The sequence below is a fragment of the Pseudoduganella violacea genome (assembly GCF_014191875.1).
Lineage (GTDB): Bacteria > Pseudomonadota > Gammaproteobacteria > Burkholderiales > Burkholderiaceae_D > Rugamonas > Rugamonas violacea_A.
This window is the reverse complement of sequence record NZ_JACHXD010000020.1, coordinates 47,140-71,853: the sequence shown is the minus strand read 5'-3', so window position 1 is coordinate 71,853 and position 24,714 is coordinate 47,140. Positions and strand designations below refer to the sequence as shown.

Below are 24,714 nucleotides of genomic sequence, written 5' to 3'. Positions count from 1 at the left end.
CAAAGTCTAAACAGCCAGGACACGCAGATTTCATATCGCCCCTCTCTTGGAAAAGGTTCTCGACGAATTCCGGTTTGGGCATGTAGGACTGCCAGCGCCCGACTATACGCCGCGCGCATCGAAAAAATATTCTCCAATTATCACAACTGAAATTTTCAGCATTATTGCCACAACCTGCGATCCAAGCGGATCAAACTCCGTTATGCTGGCTGCCCATTGCGGAATTTCGGGAGTTCCCATGCAGCCCTTGCTGATCCTGAATATCGTTGGACTGACGCCGCGCCTGCTCGGGCCATACACCCCGCGCCTGAGCGCCTTTGCCATGCGCGGCGCGCTGCGCCATATGAGCAGCGCCGCGCCGGGGTTGACCTGCACCGTGCAGGCCAATCTGCTGACCGGCAGCACGCCGCAGCAGCACGGCATCGTCGGCAACGGCTGGTATTTCCGCGACACCGCTGAAATCGGATTCTGGCGTCAGTCCAACCGCCTGGTGGCGGGTGAGAAAATCTGGGACGCCGGCAAGCAGCGCGACCCGCGTTTCAGCTGCGCCAATCTATGCTGGTGGTACAACATGGCGGCCAGCCATGACGTCGGACTGACGCCACGTCCCATCTACAAGGCCGACGGCCAGAAGCTGCCCGACTGCTACACCAAGCCGGCCGCCTGGCGCGACGAACTGCAATGGGAGCTTGGTCCCTTTCCCCTGTTCCAGTTCTGGGGACCGGCCACCTCGATCGCCTCCAGCCGCTGGATCGCCAGCGCGGCCCGGCTGGCCCTGCGCGCATACGATCCGACCCTGAGCCTGGTGTATCTGCCGCATCTCGATTACGACCTGCAGCGCCACGGCCCAGATCCCAGCCATCCGGCAGTGCGCCGCTCGCTGGGCGAAATCGACCGCGTGGCGGGCGAACTGATTGCGCATGCCGAAGCGGCCGGAAGGCGCGTGCTGCTGCTGTCCGAATACGGCATCACGGCCGTCGACCGGCCGGTGCACCTGAACCGCCATTTGCGCGAAGCTGGCATGCTGGCGGTGCGCACCGAGGAAGGCGGCGAACTGCTGGATCCCATCGCCTCGGACGCCTTCGCCGTGGCCGACCACCAGATCGCCCATGTGTATGTGGCCGACGCGGCGCGCATCGACGCCGTGCAGCGCCTGCTGGCCGCCATACCGGGTGTGGAAGCCGTGCTGCGCGGCCCACAGCGCGCCAGGCTGGGGCTGGACCACGCGCGTTCCGGCGAGCTGGTGGTGCTGGCCGATGCGCGCTCCTGGTTCAGCTACTACTACTGGCTGGACGACCGGCGCGCACCCGACTTCGCGCGCACCGTCGATATCCACCGCAAGCCTGGCTACGATCCGGCCGAACTATTTTTCGACCGCAATCTCCCCTACCCAAAACTGACCGTGCTGCATCGCCTCTTGCAGCGTAAGCTCGGCCTGCGCGCGCTGATGGACGTGATCGGCCTCGATGCGACCCTGGTCAAAGGTTCGCACGGCCGCCCGCCCAGCCATCCCGATGACGGCCCGCTGCTCATCGCCGACCACCCCGACGCCCTGCCGGCCGGTGTCATCGCGGCCGAAGCGGTAAAGGCACTGGCGCTCGATATGATCTTCGCACCAGTGCCACTGCGGCCGCCATCCGCACCGCAACGGCAGGTGGAAACGGCTTAACGCCGGGAATATGCCGCGCCGGCCGCTGCTCCTGGCCATCCGCCCGGGCGCCGTGTTCGAGGCGCGATAAGCGCGCAGCCTCAGGCATGCATGCCTGAACTGGCGGCGACGGCCGTCAGCCGCCTAGACCTTGAACATGCGCACCACCGTCGTCAGCGCCTCGGTCTGGCGCCGCATGCTCTCGGCCGCCTCGGCGGCCTGGCCGACCAGGGCGGCGTTCTGCTGCGTCACCTGTTCGACCTGGGACAAGGCCGCGCTGACTTGTTCGATGCCGCTCGACTGCGCATGGCTGGCATTGGCGATCTCGCCGATGATGTCCGTCACCCGCTGCACGCTGTCCACCACCTCGCGCATGGTGCCGCCCGCCTCGTCCACCAGCCGGCTGCCCTCGCCCACCTTGCCCACCGAATCGTTGATCAGTTCCTTGATTTCCTTGGCGGCGCTGGCCGAACGCAGCGCCAGCGTGCGTACTTCCGAGGCCACCACCGCAAAGCCGACGCCCTGCCCGCCCGCCCGCGCCGCCTCCACCGCCGCATTCAGTGCAAGGATATTGGTCTGAAAGGCGATGCCGTCGATGACGCCGATGATGTCGACGATCCGCTGTGACGATTCGTTGATGGAACCCATGGTTTCCACCACTCGCGCCACCACCGTCCCGCCACGGCTGGCCGTCAGCGAGGCCGCTTCCGCCAGTTGCCTGGCCTGCTCGGCGCTGCCGACATTCTGTTCCACGATGCCGGTCAGCTCCTTCATCGACGATGCGGTTTCCTCCAGCGAACAGGCTTGCTGCTTGGTGCGCGAGGATAGATCGAGGTTGCCGGCGGCGATCTGGTTCGAGGACTCCGAAATGGCGCTGGTGCCGGTCCGGACCTGGTGCACGATGCCGACCAGGCTCGCATTCATATTGCGCAAGGAGCGCAGCAGCTGGCCGGTTTCGTCCTCCGTCTCCACCGCCGCGATGCTGCCGGTCAGATCGCCCGCCGCCACGGTTTCCGCCACATGGACGGCTGCGGTGAGTGGCTGCAGGATGCCGCGCATGACCAGCAGGGCAATCGCAATTCCGGCCCCCAGCGATAGGCCCAGGATGGTGAGCATCAGCCAGCTGGCGTTTTCGATCATCGCGTGGGCCTGGGCCTCGTCGCGCGCGGCGCGCACATTGGCCAGGTCCACCACCTTGTCGATGGCCTGGCGGTGGCGCTCATACACAACATCAAGGCGGCCGATGGCTTGGGACGCCGCTTCGGCATCGGTCTTTTGCACCGCGGGAACCAGGCTGTTGAAAACCAGGCGATAGAATTCCTCGGCCGGCAAATGCGCTTGTTCCAGCAGCGCCGCCGCAAGCCCGCTTTCCAGGCCGGCGTTGCGCCAGTACTCATGGCGGGTGTTGTAGTCCTTGTTGAGAGCCCGCAGGCGGCTTATCAGCTCCTCCTGGCGCGCCTTGTCGCGGGCACCCGCCAATTGCAGGCTGACCAGATAGGATTCGATGATGTACTCGGGCGGCGGCAGGATGTCCGCCACCAGATCCTTGCTCTGGACGATGCGGTTATAGACGGGACCATTCACTTTCAATTCGTTGAGGGTCCACACCGACCAGGCGCTGTACGCGGCAAAGCCTGCGACAAATACCGACAGCATCAGCCAGAAACGGCCACGGATATGCATTTTGGTCAGGCCCATCATTCCCTCCTTGCTGCGCTGCCTCCAGAGTCCGAATTCCATGCCATGCGCTGACCATTGTAATGTCCTGCAACAGAAAATAGCGTTCCTCAATATCCGCAGCGTGGCTTGCGTCCGGAAAGCTGTGGCATTTTCAACAGTCCTGGCTGGCGATGGGTTCTGCCCCGCCATTTTTGGCCATGGCAACGCAGCGGCGCGCCAGCAGGTCCGTGGGGTCAAGCAGCGCGACCGTATGTGGTCCTATTTGACAGGCCGCATCCTGGTTCAGTATCAGCGGCAGCTCAGTACAGCCGAGGATGACGATGCCGGCGCCGCGCTCGGCCAGATGCGCCAGGGCGCGCATCAGCGCTTCCTTGCACGGCCCATCCACATGACCCGCTTTCACGCCGTACTCGCCGTAGATCGCCTGCATCACGTATGCCTGATGGCTTGCATCCGGCACGATCAAATCCAGCGCATGCCCCGCCGCCGCCTCGTGGTACACGCCGCTGGCGACGGTGCCGGAGGTGGCCAGCAAGCCCACCGTGGGATGGCCGGGCCAATGGCGCTCGATATGCGCCACGGTTTCGGCCGGCATGTTAATAATGGGGACCGACAGGCGGGGCTGGATGCGCTTGATATAGGCATGCGCCGTATTGCATGGCAGGGCGATATGGGTGGCCTCGTTCAGCTCCAGGCGCCTGCAGGCTTCGTACAGCGCCTGGGTGGGGTCGGCGCCACCGCCCAGCAGGTTAGCGCTGCGGTCGGGGATCTGCGGATTGTGCTCCACCACCAGGCGTAAATGCTCCTGGTCGCAGCGCGCTTCCGTATTGCGGATGATTTTACTCATGAAATCCACCGTGGCGGCGGGGCCGATGCCGCCGACGATGCCCAGCTTGAAAGCTGGGCCCATGTGATGGGAGAGCTGCGTCGTACTCATTTGCATCCTGTTTCGCGGTTCGAATACCGTGACGATAGCGGCGGCGGCGCGCGCCATTATGCCGATTCGCACTGAAACTATGCATCCCAAGCATAGTTCGTGATATCCGCTCGTTTACAATGGCTGCGCGTATCGGCAAGCGGAGGAACGGCAATGGACATCAAATGGCTGGAGGATTTTCTGAGCCTGGCTCAGACCAGGAACTTCTCGCGCTCGGCGGAAGACCGCTGCGTGACCCAATCCGCGCTAAGCCGGCGCATCCAGGCGCTGGAAGCCTGGGTCGGCGCCGACCTGGTGGACCGCAGCACCTATCCGCTGGTGCTGACGCCGGCCGGCAAGATGTTCGGCAGCGCCGCCGGCGAGGCGATGCGGCTGCTGAACGACGCGCGCGCCATGCTGCGGGTGGAGGAAGCCAACGAGCAGGTGCTGCGGGTATCGGCCGGCCATGCCCTGTCGCTCAACTTCTTCCCGCAATGGCTGACCTCCATGCAGGCCAAGCACGGACCGCTGCGCACGCGCATCCTGCCGGCGAACGTGCATGATTCGGTGCTGGCCCTGGTGGAAGGCAATTGCGACCTGCTGCTGTGCTACCACCACTCCGCCTTGCCCATCGAGCTGGATGCGCAGCGCTTCGAGTTTCTGCATCTGGGCGACGAGACGGTGATGCCGGTATCGGTTCCCACCCGCGCCGGATCGCCGGCGTTCAGCCTCCCTGGCGCCAAGGCCGAACCACTGCCCTATCTCGCCTATACGCCGACCACCTATTTTGGCCGCGTCGTGCAGCATATCCAGGCGCGCGCCGGTCAAGCCGACTGCCTGCGCAATTGCTATGAAAGCGATCTGGCCGAACTGCTGAAAACCATGGCGCTGTCGGGCCACGGCCTGGCATGGCTGCCGGAGAGCTGCATCGCACGCGAGCTGGCCGAGGGCAAGCTGGTTCGCGCGGGCGGCGAGCAGTGGATGCTGCGGCTGGAAATCCGCCTGTTCCGCGCCATCGGCCAGCGCAAGCCTGTGCTCGACGAGCTGTGGAAATACGCCGCTGCCTGCCACCCTTGATTACGCGCCACTAAGCTTGATGAGCAACCAGGCCGGCAAACCCAGATACAGCACCACGTAGCCGCTGCGCTCCAGCCACAGCCGCGCGCCGATGGCTTGCTGAGGGCGCAGCAGCACGGCAAGCAGCGCTCCCGCCTCGATCGCGGCACGCAGCAGCGCCGCGCTCAGCACCACGCCGATGGACCATGCCGCCCACCACAGCGCGAAGGCGCTGAGATAGGCCTTCAGGCCGAAGCTGTAGTACTCGCCCAAGGCGCTGCCATAGGCGATATGCTGATGCAGGCAGAAAGCCGGAATCGCCAGTACCAGCGGCAGCAGGACGAATTTGCTCAATGGATGGTCGAGCCAACGATGCCTTAACCCAGTCCCAGCTTGGGCCGCGCCCTGCAGCTCCCGCGTTTTTTGCGGTATCGGCGGGCCGCCGGCGCCTGCCATGGCGGCGGCAAAAGCGACAGGTTCGGCCAGCGCCAGGCCGTAGCGCCAGCGCCGGCCCGATGCCAGACGCAATGCGAGTCCAGGGCCTGGGAATGGCAAGCGCCATACCTCGGCCGCCGCGATATCCTGCAAAGCCAGTTCGATGCGCTGCGCGCCACGGCTCAGCACCAGATGGCCATGACTGAATTCCGCGCGCGCCCTGAAAGCGAACAACACGCACAATGCCGCCGCTTCCGGGGCCAGGAAGCAGGCGGCGAAAATGCGGATCTGCGCCAGCGTGTTAATCCGTAAGGAATCGTCAAGCAGCAGCGCCGCGCACATTCCGAACAGACCAATCCGCGCAACAGTACGTAGCAAACCGGCGGCAAAGCGGGCAAAAGGCGGCAGCAGCACGACGCTGGCCGGCAAGGCAATGGCGGGCGGCAACGCATCCGGAAGCTGCCCGGCCTGCCTTGGCCATATCGGCATGCTTCTTGTCGCCAGCAGCAGCAGGAAGGCGCTGGCGGCCAGGCCGACCCAATCGCCCCATCTCACCATCAGCGTCGGCGCCGGGTGGCGCAGCGGCAGGTCGGCAATCACCAATGCAGGCTCGCCCATGGCCGTTCCGGCGAGGATGGCGCCGCCCGCATCGATGGCCGCACTGTAGCCATTGGTGGTGACGCGGAATTGCGGCAGACGCGTTTCGATGCTGCGGAAGGCCGCCGCCACCTGATGCATTTGCGCCCCCTCCCGCTCCTTGCTGAACCATGAGTCGTTCGACATGGTGAGGATAGCCTGCGCGCCAAGGCGGGCGCCATCGATGGCCAAACGCGCGTCGACGTCATCCAGGCAAATCAAGGGCAGCACCGGAACCTCACGGCCATCGGCAAGGCGCAGCGGGAACACGCGCGCGCCGTTGCCCGGCTGCCAGTTGCCGGTCCACGGCAGCAGGCGCCGCAAGGCGTCCCCATCCATCCAGGCCGGCACGTACTCGGTGAAGGGGAACAGCCGCGTCTTGCGGTAAAAGCCCAGCAGGCCGGTACCGGGCTGCACGAAGGCGGCTGCATTGTATTCGCCGGCGCTGTCGCGGTCATACGTGCCGAACACGAAGGGCACGCCGGCGGCATTCACATTGGCCAGAATCTCGCGGTCGAATTCGGCCCCGGCTTGGCTCTTGGGTTGGCCGAAGGTGGTGGGATAGGCCGTTTCCGACCACAGCACCGCGTCCGCGCGCTGTCGCACCACGGCGTCGTAACTCATGGCGAAATGCCGGTCGAGCACATCGCGCACAACGGCGTGCGCGCCTTTCAATTTGCGCAGGCCTTCATAATCCACCATATTCGCCTGCACCAATCCCATGCGCAAAGGCTTGGCCGCGGAAGCCGGACTGCCGGACAGCGCGACCGCGCCATAACCCGCCAGCAGCAAGGGCGCCAGCGCCGCCAGCGCGAGAGGCCGCAGCGCCAGGCGCCAGCTAACGGTCCAACGCGCATGGGCTGCAGCGACACCTTCATTCGCCAGCAAGAGCAGCAGCGTCAGCCCTGCCCCGCCGCCCACATCGGCGGCCTGGCGCAGCAGCGGCGAGGGATACAAGCCATAACCAAGCGTGTCGTTGAACAGCCGTGGCAGCAGCCTTTCCGCCGCCACCCAGGCTGCCGCGGCAGCCAGCGCCCGCAGCACCGGACCATAGCGGCTTGCGCATGCGTGGCGCACCAGGGCGAAGGCGAAAAACTGCGGCTGGAACAGCGGCGCGCAAAGCAGCAGCACGGCCAGGCCTGTGACCTCTCCAATCTGTGTATAGCGTCCAAACGCGATGCCGAACCAGGCGAAAACGGCCGCCGTGAAAGCGACCGACATCGCATAGGCGCTAGCCAGGGTGGAGATCCAGGTACGGCTGGCATCGAGGGTGCGCAGCCAGGGCGCCAGCAGCACAAAGCCGAGCAGCCATCCGCCCCGCACATACATGGCAGCCAAGGCCGCACTAGCCAGAATGCCCGCCGCGATGAGCATTCTGGAAGAAGAAATTTGTTTCATGGTCTGTTAATGCCCTGGTCGGGCCGGATCAACTGGTGGAGGAATGACGATGCGCCGGATCGGCAGCCCGGGCGGGGCCAGCTCCGGCGGAACGACGCGGTCTTTCGGCATGGTGACAGGCTGCCCGGCGGCATTGAGCAGCTGGAAATCCGGCGCGAACATCAGCACGGCCTCGATGCGCTGGCCGTCATCGGTGGCCTGATGGTGGCGTACATAGCCTTTCGGCAGTTCGAAGTCTTCAGGCACGGCCAGTCCCATCAGCGGCGGCCGGGTTCCCGGCGGCGAAAAGGCGCCAAGGCCGGTATGCACGCCGCGCGCATGCAGGCGTTCGATCACCTCGGCCATGCTCGGCTTTTCGCCTCGGGCGACGTAGCTTGCCAGGTCGGGCGTGGGATCGGCGTTCCCTTCCGGTGTGCGCGAAGCCGCCTTTTGCGCACTGCCTTGCGGCGTCGCTGGCTTGGGCGCGGAGGCTGGCATGGACGTTGGCGAAGGTGGCGCCGCACTGCTCGCCGCCACGGATGGCGCGGCATCGTCCGGGGCGTCAGCGCCCGACCAGTGCCAGACGAAGAAGAGCAAGGCGAGGCCGCCGATGGCGAGTGCCAGGGCAATGAGGAGATAACCGGAGCTGGGACGCCACAGCTGTCCAGCGCCGGCAATATCGCTACCGGCCGGCGGGTGTTCGGGACGGCGTGGCGTCTCCATCTGATGACCTAAGCCAAGCCCTTAAGGCGCTGGCGTATTGAAGGTCGAAACGGCCCAGCCCATACGCTCATGGCCGTACTGGTTCCAGATCGGGTTTTTGCCGCCCACAAACGAGGTATAGCGCGGCGCGCCGCTGCCGGTGGAACCGCCCAGCAGACCGGCGCTGACGGTGCTGCCCGAATAGGTCGGGTGCGTATCGTCGGACTGGATATAGTCATAGCTGCTGCTGGCGGACACGAAGTGGGCATTGGCGTCGCGGATGGTCGAGCGCAGGGTCGAGGTGATCCGCGTGACATAGCTGGCCTGGCTCTCCCCGGCGACGTAGCGCAGCGCGTCGGAATCGATGCGGCCGTCGCCATTGCTGTCGTAATCGGAACCCATGTATTGGGCGAAATTATCCGCGCACATGAAGCCTTTCTGGCGCGCGACATCGCACATCATATAATTGATACGGGCCAGCGAGGGCAGGAATTTTTCCTGCATATTCACCGTGGCGCCGGTCTTCGGGTCCTTGCAGGAACTCGGCGTATTGTCTGCCGAATAACCTGGGTAGTGGAGATTGGAAATCACCTTCAGCTTCACGCCGGAATAGACATTGGCGTTGATGTAGTCCATCGCCGCCGTCACATAGGTCTTGCAGTTCGCTTCAGCCGCCGTCAGCACGCTGTCGTCGCAGGTGCCGCTCTGGCTCTTGAAGGCGGTGCGCGCCTGCAGGCCGTCGTTACCGCACATCTCGAACGTCACCACACGGGTATTACTGGCTTGCATATACGAGCGTTCGGCAACGATCTTGTTGTTGTACACGTCCGAGGAAACGGCACCGGATTTGGTGCGGCGCACGCTCTCGATGTCGGCATTCCACAGCGCGGAGAGGTATTCCGCATCCACCGTCGGCGCCGAATACTTGGCCGCGTTGACGGTGGAACCGTTGTAGCCGGCATAGATCGAATCGCCATAGGCCACCACGCGGTACACATTGCTGGTGCCGGGGCGGTCGATGGTCCACGAAACGTTTTGATTCAGGGTACTGGCGGCGGCTTGCGATCCCAGGGTCAGCAGAACCAGGGCAGGCAGCAGCTTATGCAAGGCATGATGAAAGCGAGTGGGCATATGGTCTCTCCAATCAATGATTTTTTCAGATGGATTTTTTATCAGATGCAAGGACGCGATACCGCCTGCCAGGCAGCGAGCGAAACGGCCGCGCCAACGCAAACAAGCTACACACACAGGAATGTCCCGGGATGGAACCGGCTGAACACCCGGGAAGGCGCTGCCTGCCTCCAGCCCATCGCTACCGGGCCGGCAAACAGTTCATACTAGCCATAAGGTCACTATTGGCCTCCCGGGACACATGCCTTGGCTCGCCAGGTCAATAAAATGGCTCCCCAGGACAATCGGCCAGTCGCGCAGCAACGACATGCTATCCGAAGGCACGCGATTGTCTGCCTATCAAATCCGGCGGGTATGAGTGGATTTCATCCTTGCCGTCTTCATCGTTTGCACAGCTTTCCCACCGGCTCTCATGGCAAGATGGAGGAACCCAAGAATGAGGAGGTAGAGCTTTGTTTTCCAGCGTTGTGAACGACTTCTGGCAGGAGACTTTTTCCGGCGACGGAATCCTGTATGCCGACGAACGGCTCCAGATCACCACCAATCCCACGCTGAATGGGGATGAACACGGCATGATCCTGGAGCCGCGCGCGGGTAAAACCCTGATAACGCTCAAGCCGGAATTGGCCAGCCGGCTCGATATCGCGGCTGGCGGCAGTTGGTCCGTCGACCTGCTGTGCCAACGGCTGGCCGCCACCGGCTTCGCCCTGTATGGCGCGGACAATCTGTTCTATTTTCCTGCTGCCGATTTAGCGACGCTCATGCAGGAATCCATCCCCGGCGACATCAGGCAGCTGTCGCAGGATGACCAAGGCTTTTTTGCCGAATTCAGCGCGAGCGCGACGGAAGAGGATCTCGACGCCGCCTACGTCGAATTGGATCATTGGCTGGTCTTCGGCGCCTTCGAGCGGGAGCGGCTGGTTTGCGCCGGCAGCATGTACGCCTGGATGGCTTCCAATATCGCCGATTTCGGCATGCTGACGCTGCCGCCATTTCGCGGCAAAGGCCATGGCCGCCGTCTGGTCCGCGCCATCAGCCAGAGTGCATTACAGCGCGGCTTCCAACCCCAGTACCGCTGCCAGCTCGACAACCACGCCTCCATCGCCACAGCCCGCGCCGCAGGCCTGCATCTTTATGGGAAGTGGGACTTCATCGTCGAAAGCAGCTAAATCAAGCACCCGGACTCTCAAAGGGATTGAGAAGTCTGACGCGAAAGTGTGCAAAATCACGCATATTACGCGTCACAACGATAAGGCCATGCTGCATAGCTGTCGCTGCGATCATCGCATCCTCATATAGAGTGTCCGACTGCCTGTGCATTAAGCGCGCCCAAATACGAAAAGCTTCAGAATCCATCGGCAGCACGTTGTCGGCAGAAGCAAGCTGATTCGACCACTGCTCAATTTCGCTTGCCTTTGCTGCATCCCGCTCACGGATCATTTCAACTCCAGCCTGAATCTCACCAATTGATACAGCGGAGAGGAACAGTGCCTTAGTATCAACCGACTTCAACCAAGCCAACACCGCGCCGTGAGGTCGATGCTTTCTCAACTCCGAAACGACATTTGTGTCGAGCAAGTACATTGCTGATCACATATTGCGGATAGGCCGGCGTTGCGCCTTTCCACGCTGTGGCGTCAAGTCATCGGTACGTGCCTTGTCTGATAGAAGCATTTCTTTTAGCGGTAGCTGGACCGCAGGTTGCAAGCGCCGCCATTCGGCGGCCGGCACAAGTACGGCCGCTTCCGAACCGCGCTGAGTGACCATTTGCGGCCCCTCGATAAGACAAGCCTCTAGAAACTCATTGAAACGCGCTTTGGCGTCTTGATCAGCCCAGGATTTCATTTCGCGCCCCACTTGGAATGGCCACTTTCCAAGTTTAGCAGAGGCGCGAGACAACGGGACTTCCAGCGTCGTTGTTCTGCTGCTTAAATCCGTCTAGAACTTACGCGTGAAACGCAGCGAAACGTTGCACGGCACCCCTTGGTTGATGCCGTTCGCGTCGGCCTGGCTATCCTCGACGTAGCGGAGGCCAAACAGATTGTTAACGAACAGGTTCAGCGTGCTGCGGCCGTTGAAGGCATAGCGCAGGCCCGTATCCCATACCGTGGATGGCAATGCGGCCCGTGTTCGGGCAAAAGTCGAGCATCCGTTTGCTTGATCGGCTCACAGTTCCACCTTTCTGGCGCGCCAATCTCGCTAAGACGGTGAATTGATCAGCGCTTCCCTAACATTTGCTTGAATTACCCGGCGCGCTTTAGCAAAGAATCTTATCTTGCCAGGCTTTTCCCCTTTTTCGATGTTCTTCATGGTCTTCTCATGATGGTCTGCTGTTGGCAGCCGATTTGCGTCGTTTGCAGCTTACGCTCTGAAGCACGCGTTCATCAAGTGAGTTTTTTGTTCAGTTCTGTGGCCGCTGGCGCCAGCGTTCCAGCAGTTGAAGGTCAAAGCCAACTTCATTGATTGGGCGGGCGAAGAGCGCAGGTTGACGGGCAATCCCAAACGCGCTACCTGGAACCACTTCAGCAATAGCAGCGGCGAAGTGCAGGCCGGCGTCTGGGCCTGCGAGAAAGGCAGTTGGCGCATCGCCTTTGCCGACAACAAGGATGAATATTTCTATGTGCTGGAAGGCCGCTGCCGCGTCATCGACGAGCAGGGATATGCGGCCGAAGCCGGGCCTGGGGATGCGCTGGTCATCCCGGCCGGCTTCAAGGGCGTGTTCGAGGTGGTGGAGCCGGTCCGCAAGCACTACGTGATCATCGACCGTAAGCCTGCCGCCGCTCCTTGACACGCTATTTGATCCGCTGCTTTTCCAGCTTGCGCGCCAGCGTGCGGCGGTGCATGCCCAGGCGGCGGGCGGTTTCGGAGATATTGAAGTCCGTTTCGGCCAGCACCGCGTGGATGTGCTCCCACTCCAGGGTCTTGATCGAGGTGGAGCGGCTGCTGACTTCGATTTCGGTGGCGCCGGCCACGTGGCCGAAAGCGGCTTCGATGTCGTCGGTGTTGGACGGCTTGGCCAGGTACTGGCAGGCGCCCAGCTTGATCGCTTCGACCGCCGTGTTGATGCTGGCGAAGCCGGTCAGCACCACGATCAGCATCTCGGGATCGTGCTGGTGCAGCATCTGCACGCAGGCCAGGCCCGAGGAATTGCCTTTCAATTTGAGGTCGACCACGGCGTAGCCCGGCGTATGGTCGACCAGCAGGCCGCTGGCCTCGTCCACATTTTCCGCCAGCAGCACCTTGTAGCCGCGGCGTTCGAACGAGCGGCCCAGGGTGCGGGCAAATGCTGCATCGTCTTCCACCAGCAGCAGGACTCGTTCTTCTTCAATTGTCATTATTACTTTCTTCCACTAAAGCGATGGCTGACAAGGGCAGCGTCAGATGGACGCTGGCGCCGCCTTCGGCGCGATTACCGGCCGTGACCGCGCCACCCAGCATGCGCGCCACGTTCACCACCAGGAACAATCCCAGCCCGCCGCCAGGCCGTCCTTTGCTGGACTGGTAAGGCTTGCCGAATTGTGACAGCATCGCGGGCGCAAAACCAGGGCCGGCGTCCGTTACCTGCAATTCCAGCGTGTCGCCGTTGACGCGCGCCTGCATGCGCAGCCAGTCGGGCGAGGCTTCCAGCGCGTTGTCGAGCACATTGCAGATCATCTGCTTCAAGGTCGAATCGGAGACCACGCCGATATCGTGCTCGATGTGGTTGTCGAATTCAAAAGACTTCACCGGCCGGCTGGCGCGCCATTCCTCCGCCAGCTCGGACAGGAAGGCATTGATGGTGGTGGGTTCGGACGACTCGCCGCGCGTCTCGCCGGCCGACAGCAGGATGCCGCTGACAATCGACTTGCAGCGCTGGAGCTGGGTCTGCATCAGGGCAATCTCTTCCAGCAGGTCGGGATTGCGGCTGAATTCGGGCATGCGGCGCCAGTCGCCCAGGATCACGGCCAGCGTGGCCAGCGGCGTGCCCAGTTCATGCGCCGCGCCGGAAGCGAGCAAGCCCATACGGACGATATGCTCTTCCTCGGCGGCGCGCTGGCGCAGGTCGGCCAGCTTGCCGGCACTGGTATGCAGGTTTTGCATGATGCGGCTGGTGAAGACCACCAGCAGTGCCGCGTCGAGCAGGAAGCAGAGCAGCATGCCTTGCACGTACAGGCTGGCGATGCCGCGCCCATGGTCGAGCGGCAGCGTCAGCGGCGTGGAGAACATCGCCAAGCCGGCCAGGCAGGCCGCCGTGACGGCGACGATCAGCCAGGTCGCCCATTTATCGAGCAGCACGGCGCCCAGGATGACTTGCAGCAGATACAGGAAAACAAAGGGATTGGTGGTGCCGCCGCTCAGGTAGAGCTGCGCGGTCAGGCTGGCCACGTCGACCAGCAGGGCCAGCAGCAACTCGGCGTTGGAAACGGCCAGATATTCCTGCCAGCGCAGCGTGCTGGCGATATTGAAGGCGGCCAGGCAAACCAGCACGCTGAGCATGGCCGGCAAGGGCAACTGCACGTCGAACACCAGGGTGGCGACCGAGATCGTCACGACCTGCCCGAACACCGCCAGCCAGCGCAGCTGGATCAGCTGCTGCATGTTTTTATGGCCGGCGGCGTGGGTGATCTTGCTGACGATGGCGGCGGCGGCCCGCGCCGCGCCGCCTATGCCACCTGTGAATTGATTATGATTGACACTTGCCATTCCTGCCTTCCAGTTTGATTCAAGCTGCGCCGCTGCGCTTGCGCGGTGCGCGCGCGTCGCGGACGATCCAATAGCAGGAGCCGGCCACCATCAGCGCCAGCGCATACCAGGTGAGAGCATAAACCAAATGGTTGTTTTGGAAGGACACCACAGTCAAACCGCCAACCGGCGCGTCAGTGGGCGCGCCCGCCACCGCGTCGGCATCGACGAAATACGGCGCCACCGGGGACAGCTGGCGCGCCGCCGCGATCGCCGCCACGTCGCGCGAGTACCAGCGGTCGGCGGCGGCATCGTTCTGGCGCAGGAAGCCGCCTTTCGGTTCGCTGATGCGCAGCAGGCCGGTGACGCTGGCGCCCTGCCCCTGTCCTTGCGCGCGCGCCTCGGCGCAGGCGTTCGCGGTGGCACGCGGCGCCTGGGCCGGCGCGCCGCGCTGGCTCGCTTCGGTGACAAAGCCGCGATTGACCAGGACGATGCCGCCATCGTCCTGGCACAGCGGCGTCAGCAGCCAGTAGCCGCGGCCCCGCACCGTCGAAGCCTGCACGCGCGCGGTCAGCTCGGGCAGATACACGCCACTCAGGCGCACATGGCGGTATTCATCGTTGGCGGCGCCGATGCGCGGCCAGTCGCCCATCGCGGGCACGGCGACGGGGGCGGCATGCACCCGCTCCTCCACGCGCTCGATCAGGGCCAGTTTCCATTGCAGGCGCTGCATTTGCCACGTCCCTAAAGCGAAAAAGCCTGCACAAAGCAGGCTTCCCATCGCAATCAGGAAGAGGCGCAGGCCAGGTGAACGGCGCCGTGCCGCTTCCGGCGCCGCCAAGGCGGCTCCCGGTTGCTGCACGGCGCGATCCGCCGGGTCAGGCGTTTTCTTCATCACGGCATGTCATGGTGCATTACGTCGGGCGACATGCCCGGCATCATATTGTGGTTCATATGATACATGACCCAGATCGAGCCGGACAGCGTGATGACCACGATGATGATGGTGAAGATCAGCGCCAACATATTCCAGCCGCCTTCCGACTTGGCGTTCATGTGCAGGAAGTAGACCATGTGGACCACGATCTGCACCGCCGCCAGGCCCAGCAGCACGAAGGCTGCCGTGCTTGAGCTGGAGAAGACCTTGCCCATCACCAGCCAGAACGGAATCGCGGTCAGGATGACGGCCAGCACGAAGCCGGTCACATAGCTGCGCACGCTGCCGTGGTCATGATCGTCGTGACCGTGGTGGCCGTGGCCGTGGTCATCGTGTTCGTTATGGTTATGGCCGCTCATGGCAGGACTCCCATCAGGTAGACAAAGGTGAAGACGCCGATCCAGACCACGTCCAGGAAGTGCCAGAACATCGACAGGCACATCAGGCGGCGGCCGTTTTCCGGCGTCAGGCCGTGTTTTTTCAGCTGGAACAGCAGCGTCACCAGCCACACGATGCCGAAGCTCACGTGCAGGCCGTGGGTGCCGACCAGGGCGAAGAAGGAGGTCAGGAAGCCGCTGCGCTGCGGGCCCGCGCCTTCATGGATCAGGTGCATGAACTCATACAGCTCGAAGTAGATGAAGGCCACGCCCAGCAGGCCGGTAATGCCCAGCCAGATCATGGTCGGTTTCAGCTTCTTCTTTTGCATTTCCAGCATGGCGAAGCCGTAGGTGATCGACGACAGCAGCAGCAGCGCGGTATTGATCGCCACCAGCTTCAGGTCGAACAGCTCGGCGCCGGACGGGCCGCCCGCGTAGTTGCGGCCCAGCACAGCATACGCCGCGAACAGCACGGCGAAGATCAGGCAGTCGCTCATCAGGTACAGCCAGAAACCGAGCAAGGTGCCGTTTTCCGGGTGGTGCTCGCGCACCAGGAAGCGCGAGCTTGGGTTGGCGCCCAGGGCGCCGTCAGCAGTAACGTTATGGTTGCTCATGGCGTTAAGCGTGGCCTTCCAGCAGACGGGTGCGCGCATCTTCCGTGCGGGTGACTTCTTCCGCAGGGATGTAATAGTCGCGCTTGTAGTTAAAGGTATGGATGATGATCGCCGCCATCAGGACAACAAAGCCCAGCACGGCCGGCAGCCACATTTGCCAGATCAGCGCGAAACCGACCGCGAAGCTCAGAGCCGAGATGATGAAACCGGCGCCGGTATTCTTCGGCATGTGGATCGCCACGAAGTCTTTCAGCGGACGCTGGTAGCCATTCTTCTTCATGTCAGCCCAGGTGTCGTTGTCGTGCACGCGTGGGGTAAAGGCGAAGTTGTAGTCTGGCGGTGGCGAGGAAGTCGACCATTCCAGGGTACGGCCATTCCATGGGTCGCCCGTGACGTCGCGCAGCTTGTCGCGGCGGATGTAGCTGACCACGAACTGCACCACCATGGCGCCGATACCGACGGCGATCAGGGCAGCGCCGATGGCGGCGATGACGAACCAGATCTGCAGCGATGGGTCTTCGAAGTGGCTCATGCGGCGGGTCACGCCCATCAGGCCCAGTACGTACAGCGGCATGAAGGCCAGGTAGAAGCCGATGGTCCAGCTCCAGAAGGAGATCTTGCCCCAGAACTCGTCCAGCTTGTAGCCGAAGGCTTTCGGATACCAGTAGTTGATGCCGGCGAACAGGCCGAACAGCACGCCGCCGATGATCACGTTGTGGAAGTGGGCGATCAGGAACAGCGAGTTATGCAGCACGAAGTCGGCTGGAGGCACGGCCAGCAGCACGCCGGTCATACCGCCGATCACGAAGGTGATCATGAAGGCGATGGTCCACATCATCGGCAGCTCGAAGCGGATGCGGCCGCGGTACATGGTGAACAGCCAGTTGAAGATCTTGGCGCCGGTCGGGATCGAAATGATCATCGTCGTGATGCCGAAGAAGGAGTTGACGCTGGCGCCCGAACCCATGGTGAAGAAGTGGTGCAGCCATACCAGGTAGGACAGCAGCGTGATCACGCAGGTGGCGTACACCATCGAGGTGTAGCCGAACAGGCGCTTGCCGCAATAGGTCGACACGACTTCGGAGAAGATGCCGAAGCATGGCAGGATCAGGATGTACACCTCGGGGTGGCCCCAGATCCAGATCAGGTTCACGTACATCATGGCGTTGCCGCCCATGTCGTTGGTGAAGAAGTTGGTGCCGAACATGCGGTCCAGGGACAGCATGGCCAGAACGGCGGTCAGGACCGGGAAGGCGGCCACGATCAGCACGTTGGTGCACAGCGCGGTCCAGGTGAAGACCGGCATTTTCATCATGGTCATGCCTGGCGCGCGCATCTTGACGATGGTGACGATCAGGTTGACGCCGGACAGTAATGTCCCGACCCCGGCAATCTGTAATGACCAGATATAGTAGTCGACCCCGACGTCCGGACTGCCCAGGATGCCCGACAGCGGCGGATACGCCAGCCAGCCGGTACGCGCGAATTCGCCCACGAACAGGGAAGCCATGGTCAGCATGCCGCCGAACACGGACATCCAGAACGAGAAGTTATTCAGGAAGGGGAAAGCCACGTCGCGCGCGCCGATCTGCAGCGGCACCACGTAGTTCATCAGGCCCGTCACCAGCGGCATCGCCACGAAGAAGATCATGATCACGCCGTGGGCGGTGAAGATCTGGTCGTAGTGGTGCGGCGGCAGGTAGCCGACGTTTTCGCCAAAGGAGATGGCTTGCTGGGCACGCATCATCAGCGCATCGGCAAAGCCGCGCAGCAGCATGATCAGGCCGAAGATCATGTACATGATACCGATCTTCTTGTGGTCGATGCTGGTGATCCAGTCGCGCCACAGGGTGCCCCACAGCTTGTACTTGGTGAGCAGGCCGAATACGGCCGCGCCGCCCAGGGCCACCATGACAAAGGTGACCATCAGGATCGGTTCGTGGTAGGGAATCGCTTCCCAGGTCAGCCGTCCGAAGATCAGCTGCGTCAAATTCAGTTGGTCTTGCATGCTTAGTTCTTCTTCGTTTCAGGGGTGATGCACACTTCGGCCGTGGTGGCTTCGGTCATGCGGCGCGCGCTGCGCTCAGCGGCCACGGCGGCGCTGCTCACTTTGCGGCTGATACGGGTAGCGTCTTCAGCCATCTGATCCTTGATGCAGACGGCGTTGCGGTCTACGCAGCGGTTGACGATGGCGTCGTACAGACCGGCTTCGACGGAACCGTAGTGGCGCACTTTGTCGCCGATGCTGGGCTTGTCCAGCGCGGTGTAGTTGGCGCGGTCCAGCGCCACGGTGCTGCTCTTGGTCTTCTGCACCCACTTCTCGAAGTCCGCGGCGCTCGTGCCGTGGAATTTGAAGCGCATCTGGGAGAAGCCTTCGCCGCTGTAGTTGGCCGAGAAGCCGTCGTACACGCCGGTCTTGTTGATGACCGCGTTCAGCTGGGTTTCCATGCCGGCCATGGCGTAGATCTGGCCTGCCAGGGCTGGAATGTAGAAGGAATTCATCACGGTCGAGGCGGTGATCTTGAAGCGCACCGGCACGTCGATCGGAGCGACCAGCTCATTCACGCTCGCCACGCCCTGTTCCGGATAGATGAACAGCCATTTCCAGTCCATCGCCACCACTTGCACTTCCAGCGGCTTGACCGAAGCGGGAATCGGACGCTTGTCGTCCAGGCGCTGCAGCGGACGGTAAGGGTCGAGAGTGTGGGTGCTGATCCAGGTCAGCAGGCCCAGCACGATGATGATCAGCAGGGGCGCGCCCCAGATCACCAGTTCCAGACGGGTGGAGTGGTCCCAATCCGGCTCGTATTTCGCCTTGGTGTTGCTTTTACGGTAACGCCAAGCGAACAGGATGGTCAGGAAGATAACAGGAACGATAATCAGCAGCATCAGCAGGGTGGACACCGTGATAAGGTGGCTTTGCTGAAGGGCGATATCACCGGACGGATTCATCACCACCAGATCGCAGCCCGTGAGCGCAATAAGTGGTGTAAGGAACAGCCCGCGACGAAGGAGTGTATGTAACATGCGATATAGTGCTGTACAGGATATGTGAAACATGCCACTGTACCTGTATCGTTTAGTTTTGGACATTGGACACTTTGTCCTCCCCGTGTCCAAGGCCAGGACTGGGCGTGTGTAGCACCTATTACAACAATTATTGAGACAAAGACTATGGCCAGCATGAATACGACGCATGACGGCAGCATTCCTGCCGATTTTCCGCAGCATGACAATGCCGACGACGCGCGGCGCCTCAATACGGACAACGCCCCCATTTCACCAGGCGAAATAGCAGTCGGTGTGGTGATCGGGCGCGCTTCCGAGTATTTCGACTTCTTCGTCTACGCCATCGCCTCGGTACTGGTCTTCCCCTCCCTGTTCTTCCCGTTTGAAGGCCGCCTGGAAGGCACGCTGTACGCCTTCGTCATCTTCTCCTTTGCCTTTATTGCAAGGCCGATCGGCACCGTCCTGTCGATGGCCATCCAGCGCCGCTTCGGCCGTGAGGCCAAGCTCACCATCGCCCTCTTCCTGCTCGGCTCGACCACGGCCGGGATCGCCTTCCTGCCGCCGTATTCCGACCTGGGCGCCAACGCCATCATCATCCTGTCGCTGCTGCGCATCGGCCAGGGCTTGGCGCTGGGCGGCTCCTGGGACGGCCTGCCTTCGCTGCTGGCCCTGAACGCGCCGCAGGACAAGCGCGGCTGGTACGCCATGCTGGGCCAGTTGGGCGCGCCGGTCGGCTTCTTCATCGCCGCCGGCCTGTTCTGGTTCCTGATTTCGACCCTGGACAATCTGGACTTCATGGACTGGGGCTGGCGCTATCCCTTCTATGTAGCCTTCGCCATCAATGTGGTGGCCCTGTTCGCCCGCCTGCGCCTGATCTCCACCAATGAGTACTCGCGCCTGCTGGAAGAACGCGAGCTGCAGCCGACCAGCGTGGTCGAAATGGCAAGCTCACAGGGCCGCAACCTGATCATCGGCGCGCTGGCCGCGCTGGCCAGCTATGCCCTGTTTCATCTGGTCACGGTGTTCCCGCTGTCCTGGATCAATCTGTATTCGCCGCGCTCGGTGGCCGGCTTCCTGCTGACCGAGATGGGCGGCGTCTTCTTGATGGCGGGCGGGGTGGTGGCCTCGGGCATCATCGCCGACCGCATCGGCCGCCGCCGCACGCTGGGCACACTGGCCACCCTGATCGCCCTCTTCAGCGCCTTCGTGCCGATGCTGCTGAATGGCGGCGACGCCGGGCAGGATGCCTTCATCCTGATCGGTTTCACCCTGCTGGGACTGTCCTACGGCCAGGCGGCCGGCGCGGTGACGGCCAACTTCCCCGCCAAATACCGCTATACCGGCGCGGCCCTGACCTCCGATCTGGCCTGGCTGGTCGGCGCGGGCTTCGCACCGCTGGTGGCGCTGGGCGTTTCGGCCAAATTTGGGCTGGCCTATGTCGGCCTGTACCTGCTGTCGGGCGCGGTCTGCTCACTGGCGGCGCTCAGCCTGAACCGGGCGCTCGATATTAAAAATTAAACGCGGCGAAGTCTGCTCTATATACAGAAGCCGGGGCAACCCGGCTTTTTTACACCCCCACGCCGCGGCTTGCAGAATGGTCTATGTTGCGTAAACGCATCAGAATGACTTCAAAAGGAAGACCCTCATCATCCTCGGGCCGGCGCGCAATTTCCTCGCAACCCAGGCGCTGATAAAAGGCGCAGGCGGGGCGGTTTTCCGCATAGACCTCCAGTTCCAGCTCCCCCTTGAGCGCTAGCGCATGCGCGGCCAGCGCGCGGCCAATGCCACTGCCCTGGCGGCCTGGATCGACGAACATCCCGCCGATGAAGGAGTCGATCAGTCCGATAAACCCGACTGGCGCACCATCAAGGCATGCGACCCAAGTCTCCGCGTTGGGCAGATATACCTCTTCGATCAGCGTCCGCTGCTCGCGCAGGCGCGCCTCGCCCAGAAAGGCGTGCGCCCGGCGTGAAGCCTCAAACCAGATTGCCGACAATTTTCTCGTGTCCGCGGCCTCGAAGGCGCGAATTTGCAGCTGTATCTTATCCATCGTGTGGGAGCGCAGGCTTTTGAAACAAAAGGCGATGGTACATCGCCTTGAACATATTCGCAGCGCCGCCCGCCGGGGGCGCGCTGGCACGCCGGGGCAAATACGACACCATTGTCTTTTTTATTACCTTCCGGTTGTCTTCACCGGTCCAGCGGCATACACTGGTTCAGGTCGAATGGAGGGTCGAATGCCATGGAAACTAGCGCACTGCAAGCCCGCCTTTACCAAGCATTCCTGCGCGGCTACAGCGAGTTCCCAGGCCATCATGCGGCCGCCGCAAGCGCCCGCGCGCCCGCCGGACCATCGCCGGCGATGGTTGCCGGCGCGGCCTTGGAAAGCCGCGAACTGCGGCGCTCCATCGACGCCTGCCAGCACGCGCTGTCGCAGATGGCCGAGCTGCCCGAGGCAGAAAGAGAACAATTGCGCAGCGAGCTGCGCGCCACGCTCGACCATCTCGTCAAGGTGTCTGAGCAATTGCTGACCCAGCTTCGGGCTGGCGGCGAGGCGCCTGCCGCCGCCGACGCCAGCGCATCCGAAGACCCGTCCGATCTGCCGCCCAGTCCGTCCACGCGCGGCAAAAAACCACCGCGTAGGAGATAAAGCCATGAACCAATACAGCTTGCAGGAGGCGCTGCTGCTTGAGCAACTGGCCGTGCAGCAGCATGCCCAGCTTGAAGCGGAGGCCACCCAGGCGCAGCACTTGCATCTGCTGGCGGCGCAGGAAGCCGCCGCCGCAGGGATGGACCTGCCCACATATATAGCCGTGCTGCAGGCGCACGAAGAGCAGCAGTTGGCCGAGCTGGCGCACTACCAGCAGCAACAGCAATTGGCCGAGCTGGCTCAATACCAGGAACAGCAGCAGCTGGCGCAGTATCAGCAACAGGCGCTGGCGTCCGCCCACGCCCAAGGCTGCGCCCCGGCCACGCTGCAAGCCCTGGCCGAGCAGGAAGCCGCCGCCGCCGGCATGGACCTGCCGACGTATGCGGCCGCGCTGCAGCAGACCGAGCTTGCGCTGCTGGAGGAAGCGGCCTATCTGGAAGGCGTGGCCCAGCATGAGGCCGAACTGGCCCGGCAACAGCAGGCCGCCATGCCGCCGGCCCTTCTGGCCCACCTGCAGCAACTGCAGATCGCACAGCTCCAACAGGCGCAGGCACTCGGCCTGCTCTGAACGTCAAGCCGGTCGGCACAGCTGCTCGACGCGGCCGAGGAGAAGTCATGTCGGTCAGGAAGCGCTACATCATCGCCGTGCCGCAGCACGTCCGGCTGGGTTCCGGCCTGAGCCTGCAGGACGTGGTGGCAGGACTGCCGCAAGACCAATTGGGACGCGCCGGCTCGACCGGCACCCAGGTGGTGGAAATGAGCGCCGCCGAGGCGGACCAGCTGGCGCGCGCCAACAGCGATATGCTGATCGAGGAAGACCAGCCGCTGACGCTGCTGGCGCCGATGCCGGCCCTGGGCTTCGAGGTCGGGCCGGACCGCGGCCAGGAATACCGCTTCGCCGTGCGCGACGCGCAAACGGGGGCGCCGGTGGCCGACGCCACGCTGTTCGTCAAAGGCGCGCGCGCCACTTACCGCGGCCGTACCGGAAAAGACGGCAGCGCCAGCGTGCGCGTGCTCGACGCGGCGATCGAGCATGTGATCGTCTCGCCCGCCGCCAACTACTGGGCGCGCGTGATCGCGGCGCCGGCGCCGGAACAGACCACCGAGGTCGCGCTGCCCCCGCTGATTGCGCGCGGCGCCGCCGCCTGGGAGCGCCAATGGCTGGGCAAGACGAGCGAGGTGTCGGGCGGGGCCGGCGTCAAGGTCGCTCTGCTCGACAGCGGCATCGCCGAACACCCGGACCTGGCGGTGGCCGGCGGCATGAACGCGCTGGATGGCGCCCGCAGCAATGACTACCGCAGCGATGAAGATGGGCACGGCACCCATTGCGCGGGCGTGATCGGCGGCCGCAATGCCGTCCATGGCGTGTGCGGCGTGGCGCCCGAGGCCGAGCTGTATGCGGTGAAGGCCTTCCCCGGCGGCCGGCTCAGCGATCTGCTCGAAGGCCTGCAATGGTGCATCGAGAATGGCATGGACGTGGTCAACCTGAGCCTGGCCATCGAACGGCCAAGCCCCCTGCTCGCACTGAAGCTGGCCGAGGCGGCGCAGGCCGGCATCACGCTGGTGGCCGCCGCCGGCAATGGCGGCGACAGCCAGATCGCCTACCCGGCCGCCAGCGAGGGCGTGCTGGCGGTCACGGCGTTCGGCTCGATGCACGCCTTCCCCGCCGACAGCGCCCACGCGCTGCGCATCGCCGAACTGCGCAATGACGCCTCCGGCCTGTTCGTACCCAATTTCAGCAATCGCGGGCCGCAGACCGCTTTCATCGCGCCCGGAGTGGCGATCATTTCCAGCGTGCCCGGCGGCTATGCGGCCTGGGACGGCACGTCGATGGCTTGCGCCTTCGTCTCGGGCCTGGCGGCCCTGGCGCTGGCGGCCCACCCCGAGATCCGCAGCGGCGACGCGCGCCAGGGCGCCCACGTCCGGCAGTTGCTGGCGGCGGCGGCCATCGACCTGGCGCTGCCGGGCGCGATCCAGGGCGCCGGCGTGCCGCAGGCGGCCCGTCCCACGGCGCGTCCGGTCGGCCGGCCCGATGCTTCCGGCCTGGAGCAACAGCAGCAACGCGTCGCGGCGCTGATCAGCGACCTGGAAGGCAAGCAGCAGGAAATCCGTGCCATGATCGCCCAATTGGGCTAACGAGCTGGAGTAGCCAGGGGCGAACCCTATGCGGCTTCTTTGTTTTCCCCATGCGGGGGCCGGGCCTTCGCAATTCCGTTCCTGGCTGGCGGCGGGACCGGACAGGCTGCAGATCACGCCGGTCGCCCTGCCCGGCCGCGAGGCGCGCTACAAGGACGCGGCGCCGCGCCGTCTGGATGCGCTGCTGCACGACGTGTCCCGCCACATCGAACCCTTGCTGGACCAGCCCTTCGCCATGATGGGGCACAGCATGGGCGCCCTGCTCGCCTTCGAGCTGGCGCGCCTGCTGCGGCGCGCCGGACGGCGCCAGCCGGAGCGCCTGTTCGTCTCGGCCTTTCGCGCGCCCCACCTGGGCGGCCGCTGGCCGCCGCTGCATGCGCTGCCCGCGCCACTGCTCAAGGCCGAGTTGCTGCGGCTGGACGGCACGCCGCCCGGCGTGCTGGTCCAGCCCGATCTGATGGACACGCTGCTGCCGGTACTGCGCTCCGACCTCGAAATCGCCGAACATTACCGCTACCAGCCGGAGCCGCCGCTGGCCTGCCCGATCACCTGCCTGGGCGGCATCGCCGACGAGCGTATCAGCCGTCCCGAGCTGCGCGGCTGGCAGCAACACACCACGGCCGAATTCCGGCTGCGGCTCTTCCCCGGCGGCCATTTTTACCTCTATAAGACACCGGTACTGGTGCAGCATGCCATCTGCGCCGATCTCGGCCTTTCCACCCTGCGTCCCAACGAGGCGATGAACTGA

General features: G+C 63.6%; 25 protein-coding genes. 9 read left to right on the top strand and 16 right to left on the bottom strand.

Going from position 1 to position 24,714, the window contains the following annotated elements; translation table 11 throughout:
* Positions 1 to 238: 238 nt before the first annotated feature.
* Entirely contained in the window at positions 239 to 1,669 is a 1,431-nt protein-coding gene (locus tag FHS03_RS24465; RefSeq protein ID WP_183443522.1) for an alkaline phosphatase family protein, read from the top strand.
* A 123-nt stretch (positions 1,670 to 1,792) separates the two neighbouring features.
* Here FHS03_RS24465 and FHS03_RS24460 read toward each other — a convergent pair whose 3' ends face one another.
* Both FHS03_RS24460 and cuyB read right to left on the bottom strand, forming a co-directional pair.
* Complete coding sequence (locus FHS03_RS24460; protein WP_229426394.1) at positions 1,793 to 3,349, bottom strand: methyl-accepting chemotaxis protein; 1,557 nt, start codon at positions 3,347 to 3,349, stop codon at positions 1,793 to 1,795.
* Between the two features lie 130 nt (positions 3,350 to 3,479).
* On the bottom strand, positions 3,480 to 4,265 hold the full coding sequence (gene cuyB, locus FHS03_RS24455) for a cysteate racemase (RefSeq protein WP_221208251.1): 786 nt from the start codon (positions 4,263 to 4,265) through the stop codon (positions 3,480 to 3,482).
* Positions 4,266 to 4,418: 153 nt separating this feature from the next.
* On the opposite strand from cuyB, the gene FHS03_RS24450 reads away from it, so the two are divergent.
* Complete coding sequence (locus FHS03_RS24450) at positions 4,419 to 5,321, top strand: LysR substrate-binding domain-containing protein (RefSeq protein ID WP_183443521.1); 903 nt, start codon at positions 4,419 to 4,421, stop codon at positions 5,319 to 5,321.
* Here FHS03_RS24450 and lnt read toward each other — a convergent pair whose 3' ends face one another.
* From lnt to FHS03_RS24435, 3 genes are read right to left on the bottom strand one after another with little or no spacing between them, the layout of a single operon-like run.
* Positions 5,322 to 7,769 (bottom strand): apolipoprotein N-acyltransferase, encoded by a 2,448-nt coding sequence (lnt, locus tag FHS03_RS24445; protein ID WP_221208250.1) that lies wholly within the window; start codon positions 7,767 to 7,769, stop codon positions 5,322 to 5,324.
* A gap of 6 nt (positions 7,770 to 7,775) precedes the next feature.
* Complete coding sequence (locus tag FHS03_RS24440; protein WP_229426393.1) at positions 7,776 to 8,471, bottom strand: hypothetical protein; 696 nt, start codon at positions 8,469 to 8,471, stop codon at positions 7,776 to 7,778.
* Positions 8,472 to 8,492: 21 nt separating this feature from the next.
* Complete coding sequence (locus tag FHS03_RS24435) at positions 8,493 to 9,581, bottom strand: SGNH/GDSL hydrolase family protein (protein ID WP_183443520.1); 1,089 nt, start codon at positions 9,579 to 9,581, stop codon at positions 8,493 to 8,495.
* 452 nt (positions 9,582 to 10,033) lie between these two features.
* On the opposite strand from FHS03_RS24435, the gene FHS03_RS24430 reads away from it, so the two are divergent.
* Entirely contained in the window at positions 10,034 to 10,750 is a 717-nt protein-coding gene (locus tag FHS03_RS24430; protein WP_183443519.1) for a GNAT family N-acetyltransferase, read from the top strand.
* A gap of 1 nt (position 10,751) precedes the next feature.
* On the opposite strand, the gene FHS03_RS24425 is transcribed toward FHS03_RS24430, so the two are convergent.
* The 3 genes from FHS03_RS24425 to FHS03_RS24415 form a co-directional block, all read right to left on the bottom strand.
* Positions 10,752 to 11,165 carry a type II toxin-antitoxin system VapC family toxin gene (locus tag FHS03_RS24425; RefSeq protein ID WP_183443518.1) on the bottom strand — a complete coding sequence of 138 codons (414 nt, stop codon included), beginning with the start codon at positions 11,163 to 11,165 and terminating at the stop codon, positions 10,752 to 10,754.
* 6 nt (positions 11,166 to 11,171) lie between these two features.
* Positions 11,172 to 11,426 carry a type II toxin-antitoxin system Phd/YefM family antitoxin gene (locus tag FHS03_RS24420; RefSeq protein WP_183443517.1) on the bottom strand — a complete coding sequence of 85 codons (255 nt, stop codon included), beginning with the start codon at positions 11,424 to 11,426 and terminating at the stop codon, positions 11,172 to 11,174.
* Positions 11,427 to 11,519: 93 nt separating this feature from the next.
* Positions 11,520 to 11,699: a hypothetical protein gene (locus FHS03_RS24415; protein WP_183443516.1), complete on the bottom strand. Its 180-nt coding sequence runs from the start codon at positions 11,697 to 11,699 to the stop codon at positions 11,520 to 11,522.
* A 367-nt stretch (positions 11,700 to 12,066) separates the two neighbouring features.
* Here FHS03_RS24415 and FHS03_RS24410 point away from each other — a divergent pair, with 367 nt between their 5' ends.
* Positions 12,067 to 12,369 carry a cupin domain-containing protein gene (locus FHS03_RS24410; RefSeq protein ID WP_229426392.1) on the top strand — a complete coding sequence of 101 codons (303 nt, stop codon included), beginning with the start codon at positions 12,067 to 12,069 and terminating at the stop codon, positions 12,367 to 12,369.
* Positions 12,370 to 12,373: 4 nt separating this feature from the next.
* Here the strand turns inward: FHS03_RS24410 and FHS03_RS24405 are convergent, their stop codons facing one another.
* From FHS03_RS24405 to cyoA, 7 genes are read right to left on the bottom strand one after another with little or no spacing between them, the layout of a single operon-like run.
* Complete coding sequence (locus FHS03_RS24405) at positions 12,374 to 12,916, bottom strand: response regulator transcription factor (protein ID WP_050407561.1); 543 nt, start codon at positions 12,914 to 12,916, stop codon at positions 12,374 to 12,376.
* Positions 12,906 to 14,264 carry an ATP-binding protein gene (locus tag FHS03_RS24400; protein ID WP_183443515.1) on the bottom strand — a complete coding sequence of 453 codons (1,359 nt, stop codon included), beginning with the start codon at positions 14,262 to 14,264 and terminating at the stop codon, positions 12,906 to 12,908. Before FHS03_RS24400 ends, FHS03_RS24405 begins: the two co-directional genes overlap by 11 nt.
* Positions 14,265 to 14,283: 19 nt before the next feature.
* Complete coding sequence (locus FHS03_RS24395; protein WP_183443514.1) at positions 14,284 to 15,138, bottom strand: SURF1 family protein; 855 nt, start codon at positions 15,136 to 15,138, stop codon at positions 14,284 to 14,286.
* The gene (gene cyoD, locus FHS03_RS24390) at positions 15,138 to 15,539 is read right to left on the bottom strand and encodes a cytochrome o ubiquinol oxidase subunit IV (protein WP_183443513.1); all 402 of its coding nucleotides are present in this window, start codon (positions 15,537 to 15,539) and stop codon (positions 15,138 to 15,140) included. The genes FHS03_RS24395 and cyoD overlap by 1 nt, the downstream gene beginning before the upstream one ends.
* Positions 15,536 to 16,171, bottom strand: a complete 636-nt coding sequence (cyoC, locus tag FHS03_RS24385) for a cytochrome o ubiquinol oxidase subunit III (RefSeq protein ID WP_183443512.1) — start codon at positions 16,169 to 16,171, stop codon at positions 15,536 to 15,538. The genes cyoD and cyoC overlap by 4 nt, the downstream gene beginning before the upstream one ends.
* A gap of 4 nt (positions 16,172 to 16,175) precedes the next feature.
* On the bottom strand, positions 16,176 to 18,179 hold the full coding sequence (gene cyoB, locus FHS03_RS24380; RefSeq protein ID WP_183443511.1) for a cytochrome o ubiquinol oxidase subunit I: 2,004 nt from the start codon (positions 18,177 to 18,179) through the stop codon (positions 16,176 to 16,178).
* 2 nt (positions 18,180 to 18,181) lie between these two features.
* Positions 18,182 to 19,198 carry a ubiquinol oxidase subunit II gene (gene cyoA, locus FHS03_RS24375; RefSeq protein WP_183443510.1) on the bottom strand — a complete coding sequence of 339 codons (1,017 nt, stop codon included), beginning with the start codon at positions 19,196 to 19,198 and terminating at the stop codon, positions 18,182 to 18,184.
* 156 nt (positions 19,199 to 19,354) lie between these two features.
* On the opposite strand from cyoA, the gene FHS03_RS24370 reads away from it, so the two are divergent.
* Positions 19,355 to 20,698, top strand: coding sequence for an MFS transporter (locus FHS03_RS24370; protein WP_183443509.1), 1,344 nt, complete (start codon positions 19,355 to 19,357; stop codon positions 20,696 to 20,698).
* A 49-nt stretch (positions 20,699 to 20,747) separates the two neighbouring features.
* Here FHS03_RS24370 and FHS03_RS24365 read toward each other — a convergent pair whose 3' ends face one another.
* Complete coding sequence (locus FHS03_RS24365; protein WP_183443508.1) at positions 20,748 to 21,230, bottom strand: GNAT family N-acetyltransferase; 483 nt, start codon at positions 21,228 to 21,230, stop codon at positions 20,748 to 20,750.
* Between the two features lie 192 nt (positions 21,231 to 21,422).
* Here FHS03_RS24365 and FHS03_RS24360 point away from each other — a divergent pair, with 192 nt between their 5' ends.
* Genes FHS03_RS24360 through FHS03_RS24345 form a run of 4 tightly spaced genes read left to right on the top strand, consistent with a single transcriptional unit; the run spans position 21,423 to position 24,714 of the window.
* Entirely contained in the window at positions 21,423 to 21,830 is a 408-nt protein-coding gene (locus FHS03_RS24360) for a hypothetical protein (protein ID WP_183443507.1), read from the top strand.
* A 4-nt stretch (positions 21,831 to 21,834) separates the two neighbouring features.
* The gene (locus tag FHS03_RS24355; protein ID WP_183443506.1) at positions 21,835 to 22,398 is read left to right on the top strand and encodes a hypothetical protein; all 564 of its coding nucleotides are present in this window, start codon (positions 21,835 to 21,837) and stop codon (positions 22,396 to 22,398) included.
* Positions 22,399 to 22,445: 47 nt separating this feature from the next.
* Positions 22,446 to 23,966 (top strand): S8 family serine peptidase, encoded by a 1,521-nt coding sequence (locus FHS03_RS24350; RefSeq protein WP_183443505.1) that lies wholly within the window; start codon positions 22,446 to 22,448, stop codon positions 23,964 to 23,966.
* Between the two features lie 28 nt (positions 23,967 to 23,994).
* Positions 23,995 to 24,714 carry a thioesterase II family protein gene (locus FHS03_RS24345; protein ID WP_183443504.1) on the top strand — a complete coding sequence of 240 codons (720 nt, stop codon included), beginning with the start codon at positions 23,995 to 23,997 and terminating at the stop codon, positions 24,712 to 24,714.

Excerpts from the sequence above, each read along its gene's own strand:
- FHS03_RS24465 (WP_183443522.1), top strand. The coding sequence starts at position 239 with ATGCAGCCCTTGCTGATCCTGAATATCGTTGGACTGACGCCGCGCCTG.
- FHS03_RS24460 (WP_229426394.1), bottom strand. The coding sequence starts at position 3,349 with ATGATGGGCCTGACCAAAATGCATATCCGTGGCCGTTTCTGGCTGATG.
- cuyB (WP_221208251.1), bottom strand. The coding sequence starts at position 4,265 with ATGAGTACGACGCAGCTCTCCCATCACATGGGCCCAGCTTTCAAGCTG.
- FHS03_RS24450 (WP_183443521.1), top strand. The coding sequence starts at position 4,419 with ATGGACATCAAATGGCTGGAGGATTTTCTGAGCCTGGCTCAGACCAGG.
- lnt (WP_221208250.1), bottom strand. The coding sequence starts at position 7,769 with ATGAAACAAATTTCTTCTTCCAGAATGCTCATCGCGGCGGGCATTCTG.
- FHS03_RS24440 (WP_229426393.1), bottom strand. The coding sequence starts at position 8,471 with ATGGAGACGCCACGCCGTCCCGAACACCCGCCGGCCGGTAGCGATATT.
- FHS03_RS24435 (WP_183443520.1), bottom strand. The coding sequence starts at position 9,581 with ATGCCCACTCGCTTTCATCATGCCTTGCATAAGCTGCTGCCTGCCCTG.
- FHS03_RS24425 (WP_183443518.1), bottom strand. The coding sequence starts at position 11,165 with ATGTACTTGCTCGACACAAATGTCGTTTCGGAGTTGAGAAAGCATCGA.
- FHS03_RS24420 (WP_183443517.1), bottom strand. The coding sequence starts at position 11,426 with ATGAAATCCTGGGCTGATCAAGACGCCAAAGCGCGTTTCAATGAGTTT.
- FHS03_RS24405 (WP_050407561.1), bottom strand. The coding sequence starts at position 12,916 with ATGACAATTGAAGAAGAACGAGTCCTGCTGCTGGTGGAAGACGATGCA.
- FHS03_RS24400 (WP_183443515.1), bottom strand. The coding sequence starts at position 14,264 with ATGGCAAGTGTCAATCATAATCAATTCACAGGTGGCATAGGCGGCGCG.
- FHS03_RS24395 (WP_183443514.1), bottom strand. The coding sequence starts at position 15,138 with ATGAAGAAAACGCCTGACCCGGCGGATCGCGCCGTGCAGCAACCGGGA.
- cyoD (WP_183443513.1), bottom strand. The coding sequence starts at position 15,539 with ATGAGCGGCCATAACCATAACGAACACGATGACCACGGCCACGGCCAC.
- cyoC (WP_183443512.1), bottom strand. The coding sequence starts at position 16,171 with ATGAGCAACCATAACGTTACTGCTGACGGCGCCCTGGGCGCCAACCCA.
- cyoB (WP_183443511.1), bottom strand. The coding sequence starts at position 18,179 with ATGCAAGACCAACTGAATTTGACGCAGCTGATCTTCGGACGGCTGACC.
- cyoA (WP_183443510.1), bottom strand. The coding sequence starts at position 19,198 with ATGTTACATACACTCCTTCGTCGCGGGCTGTTCCTTACACCACTTATT.
- FHS03_RS24370 (WP_183443509.1), top strand. The coding sequence starts at position 19,355 with ATGAATACGACGCATGACGGCAGCATTCCTGCCGATTTTCCGCAGCAT.
- FHS03_RS24365 (WP_183443508.1), bottom strand. The coding sequence starts at position 21,230 with ATGGATAAGATACAGCTGCAAATTCGCGCCTTCGAGGCCGCGGACACG.
- FHS03_RS24360 (WP_183443507.1), top strand. The coding sequence starts at position 21,423 with ATGGAAACTAGCGCACTGCAAGCCCGCCTTTACCAAGCATTCCTGCGC.
- FHS03_RS24355 (WP_183443506.1), top strand. The coding sequence starts at position 21,835 with ATGAACCAATACAGCTTGCAGGAGGCGCTGCTGCTTGAGCAACTGGCC.
- FHS03_RS24350 (WP_183443505.1), top strand. The coding sequence starts at position 22,446 with ATGTCGGTCAGGAAGCGCTACATCATCGCCGTGCCGCAGCACGTCCGG.
- FHS03_RS24345 (WP_183443504.1), top strand. The coding sequence starts at position 23,995 with ATGCGGCTTCTTTGTTTTCCCCATGCGGGGGCCGGGCCTTCGCAATTC.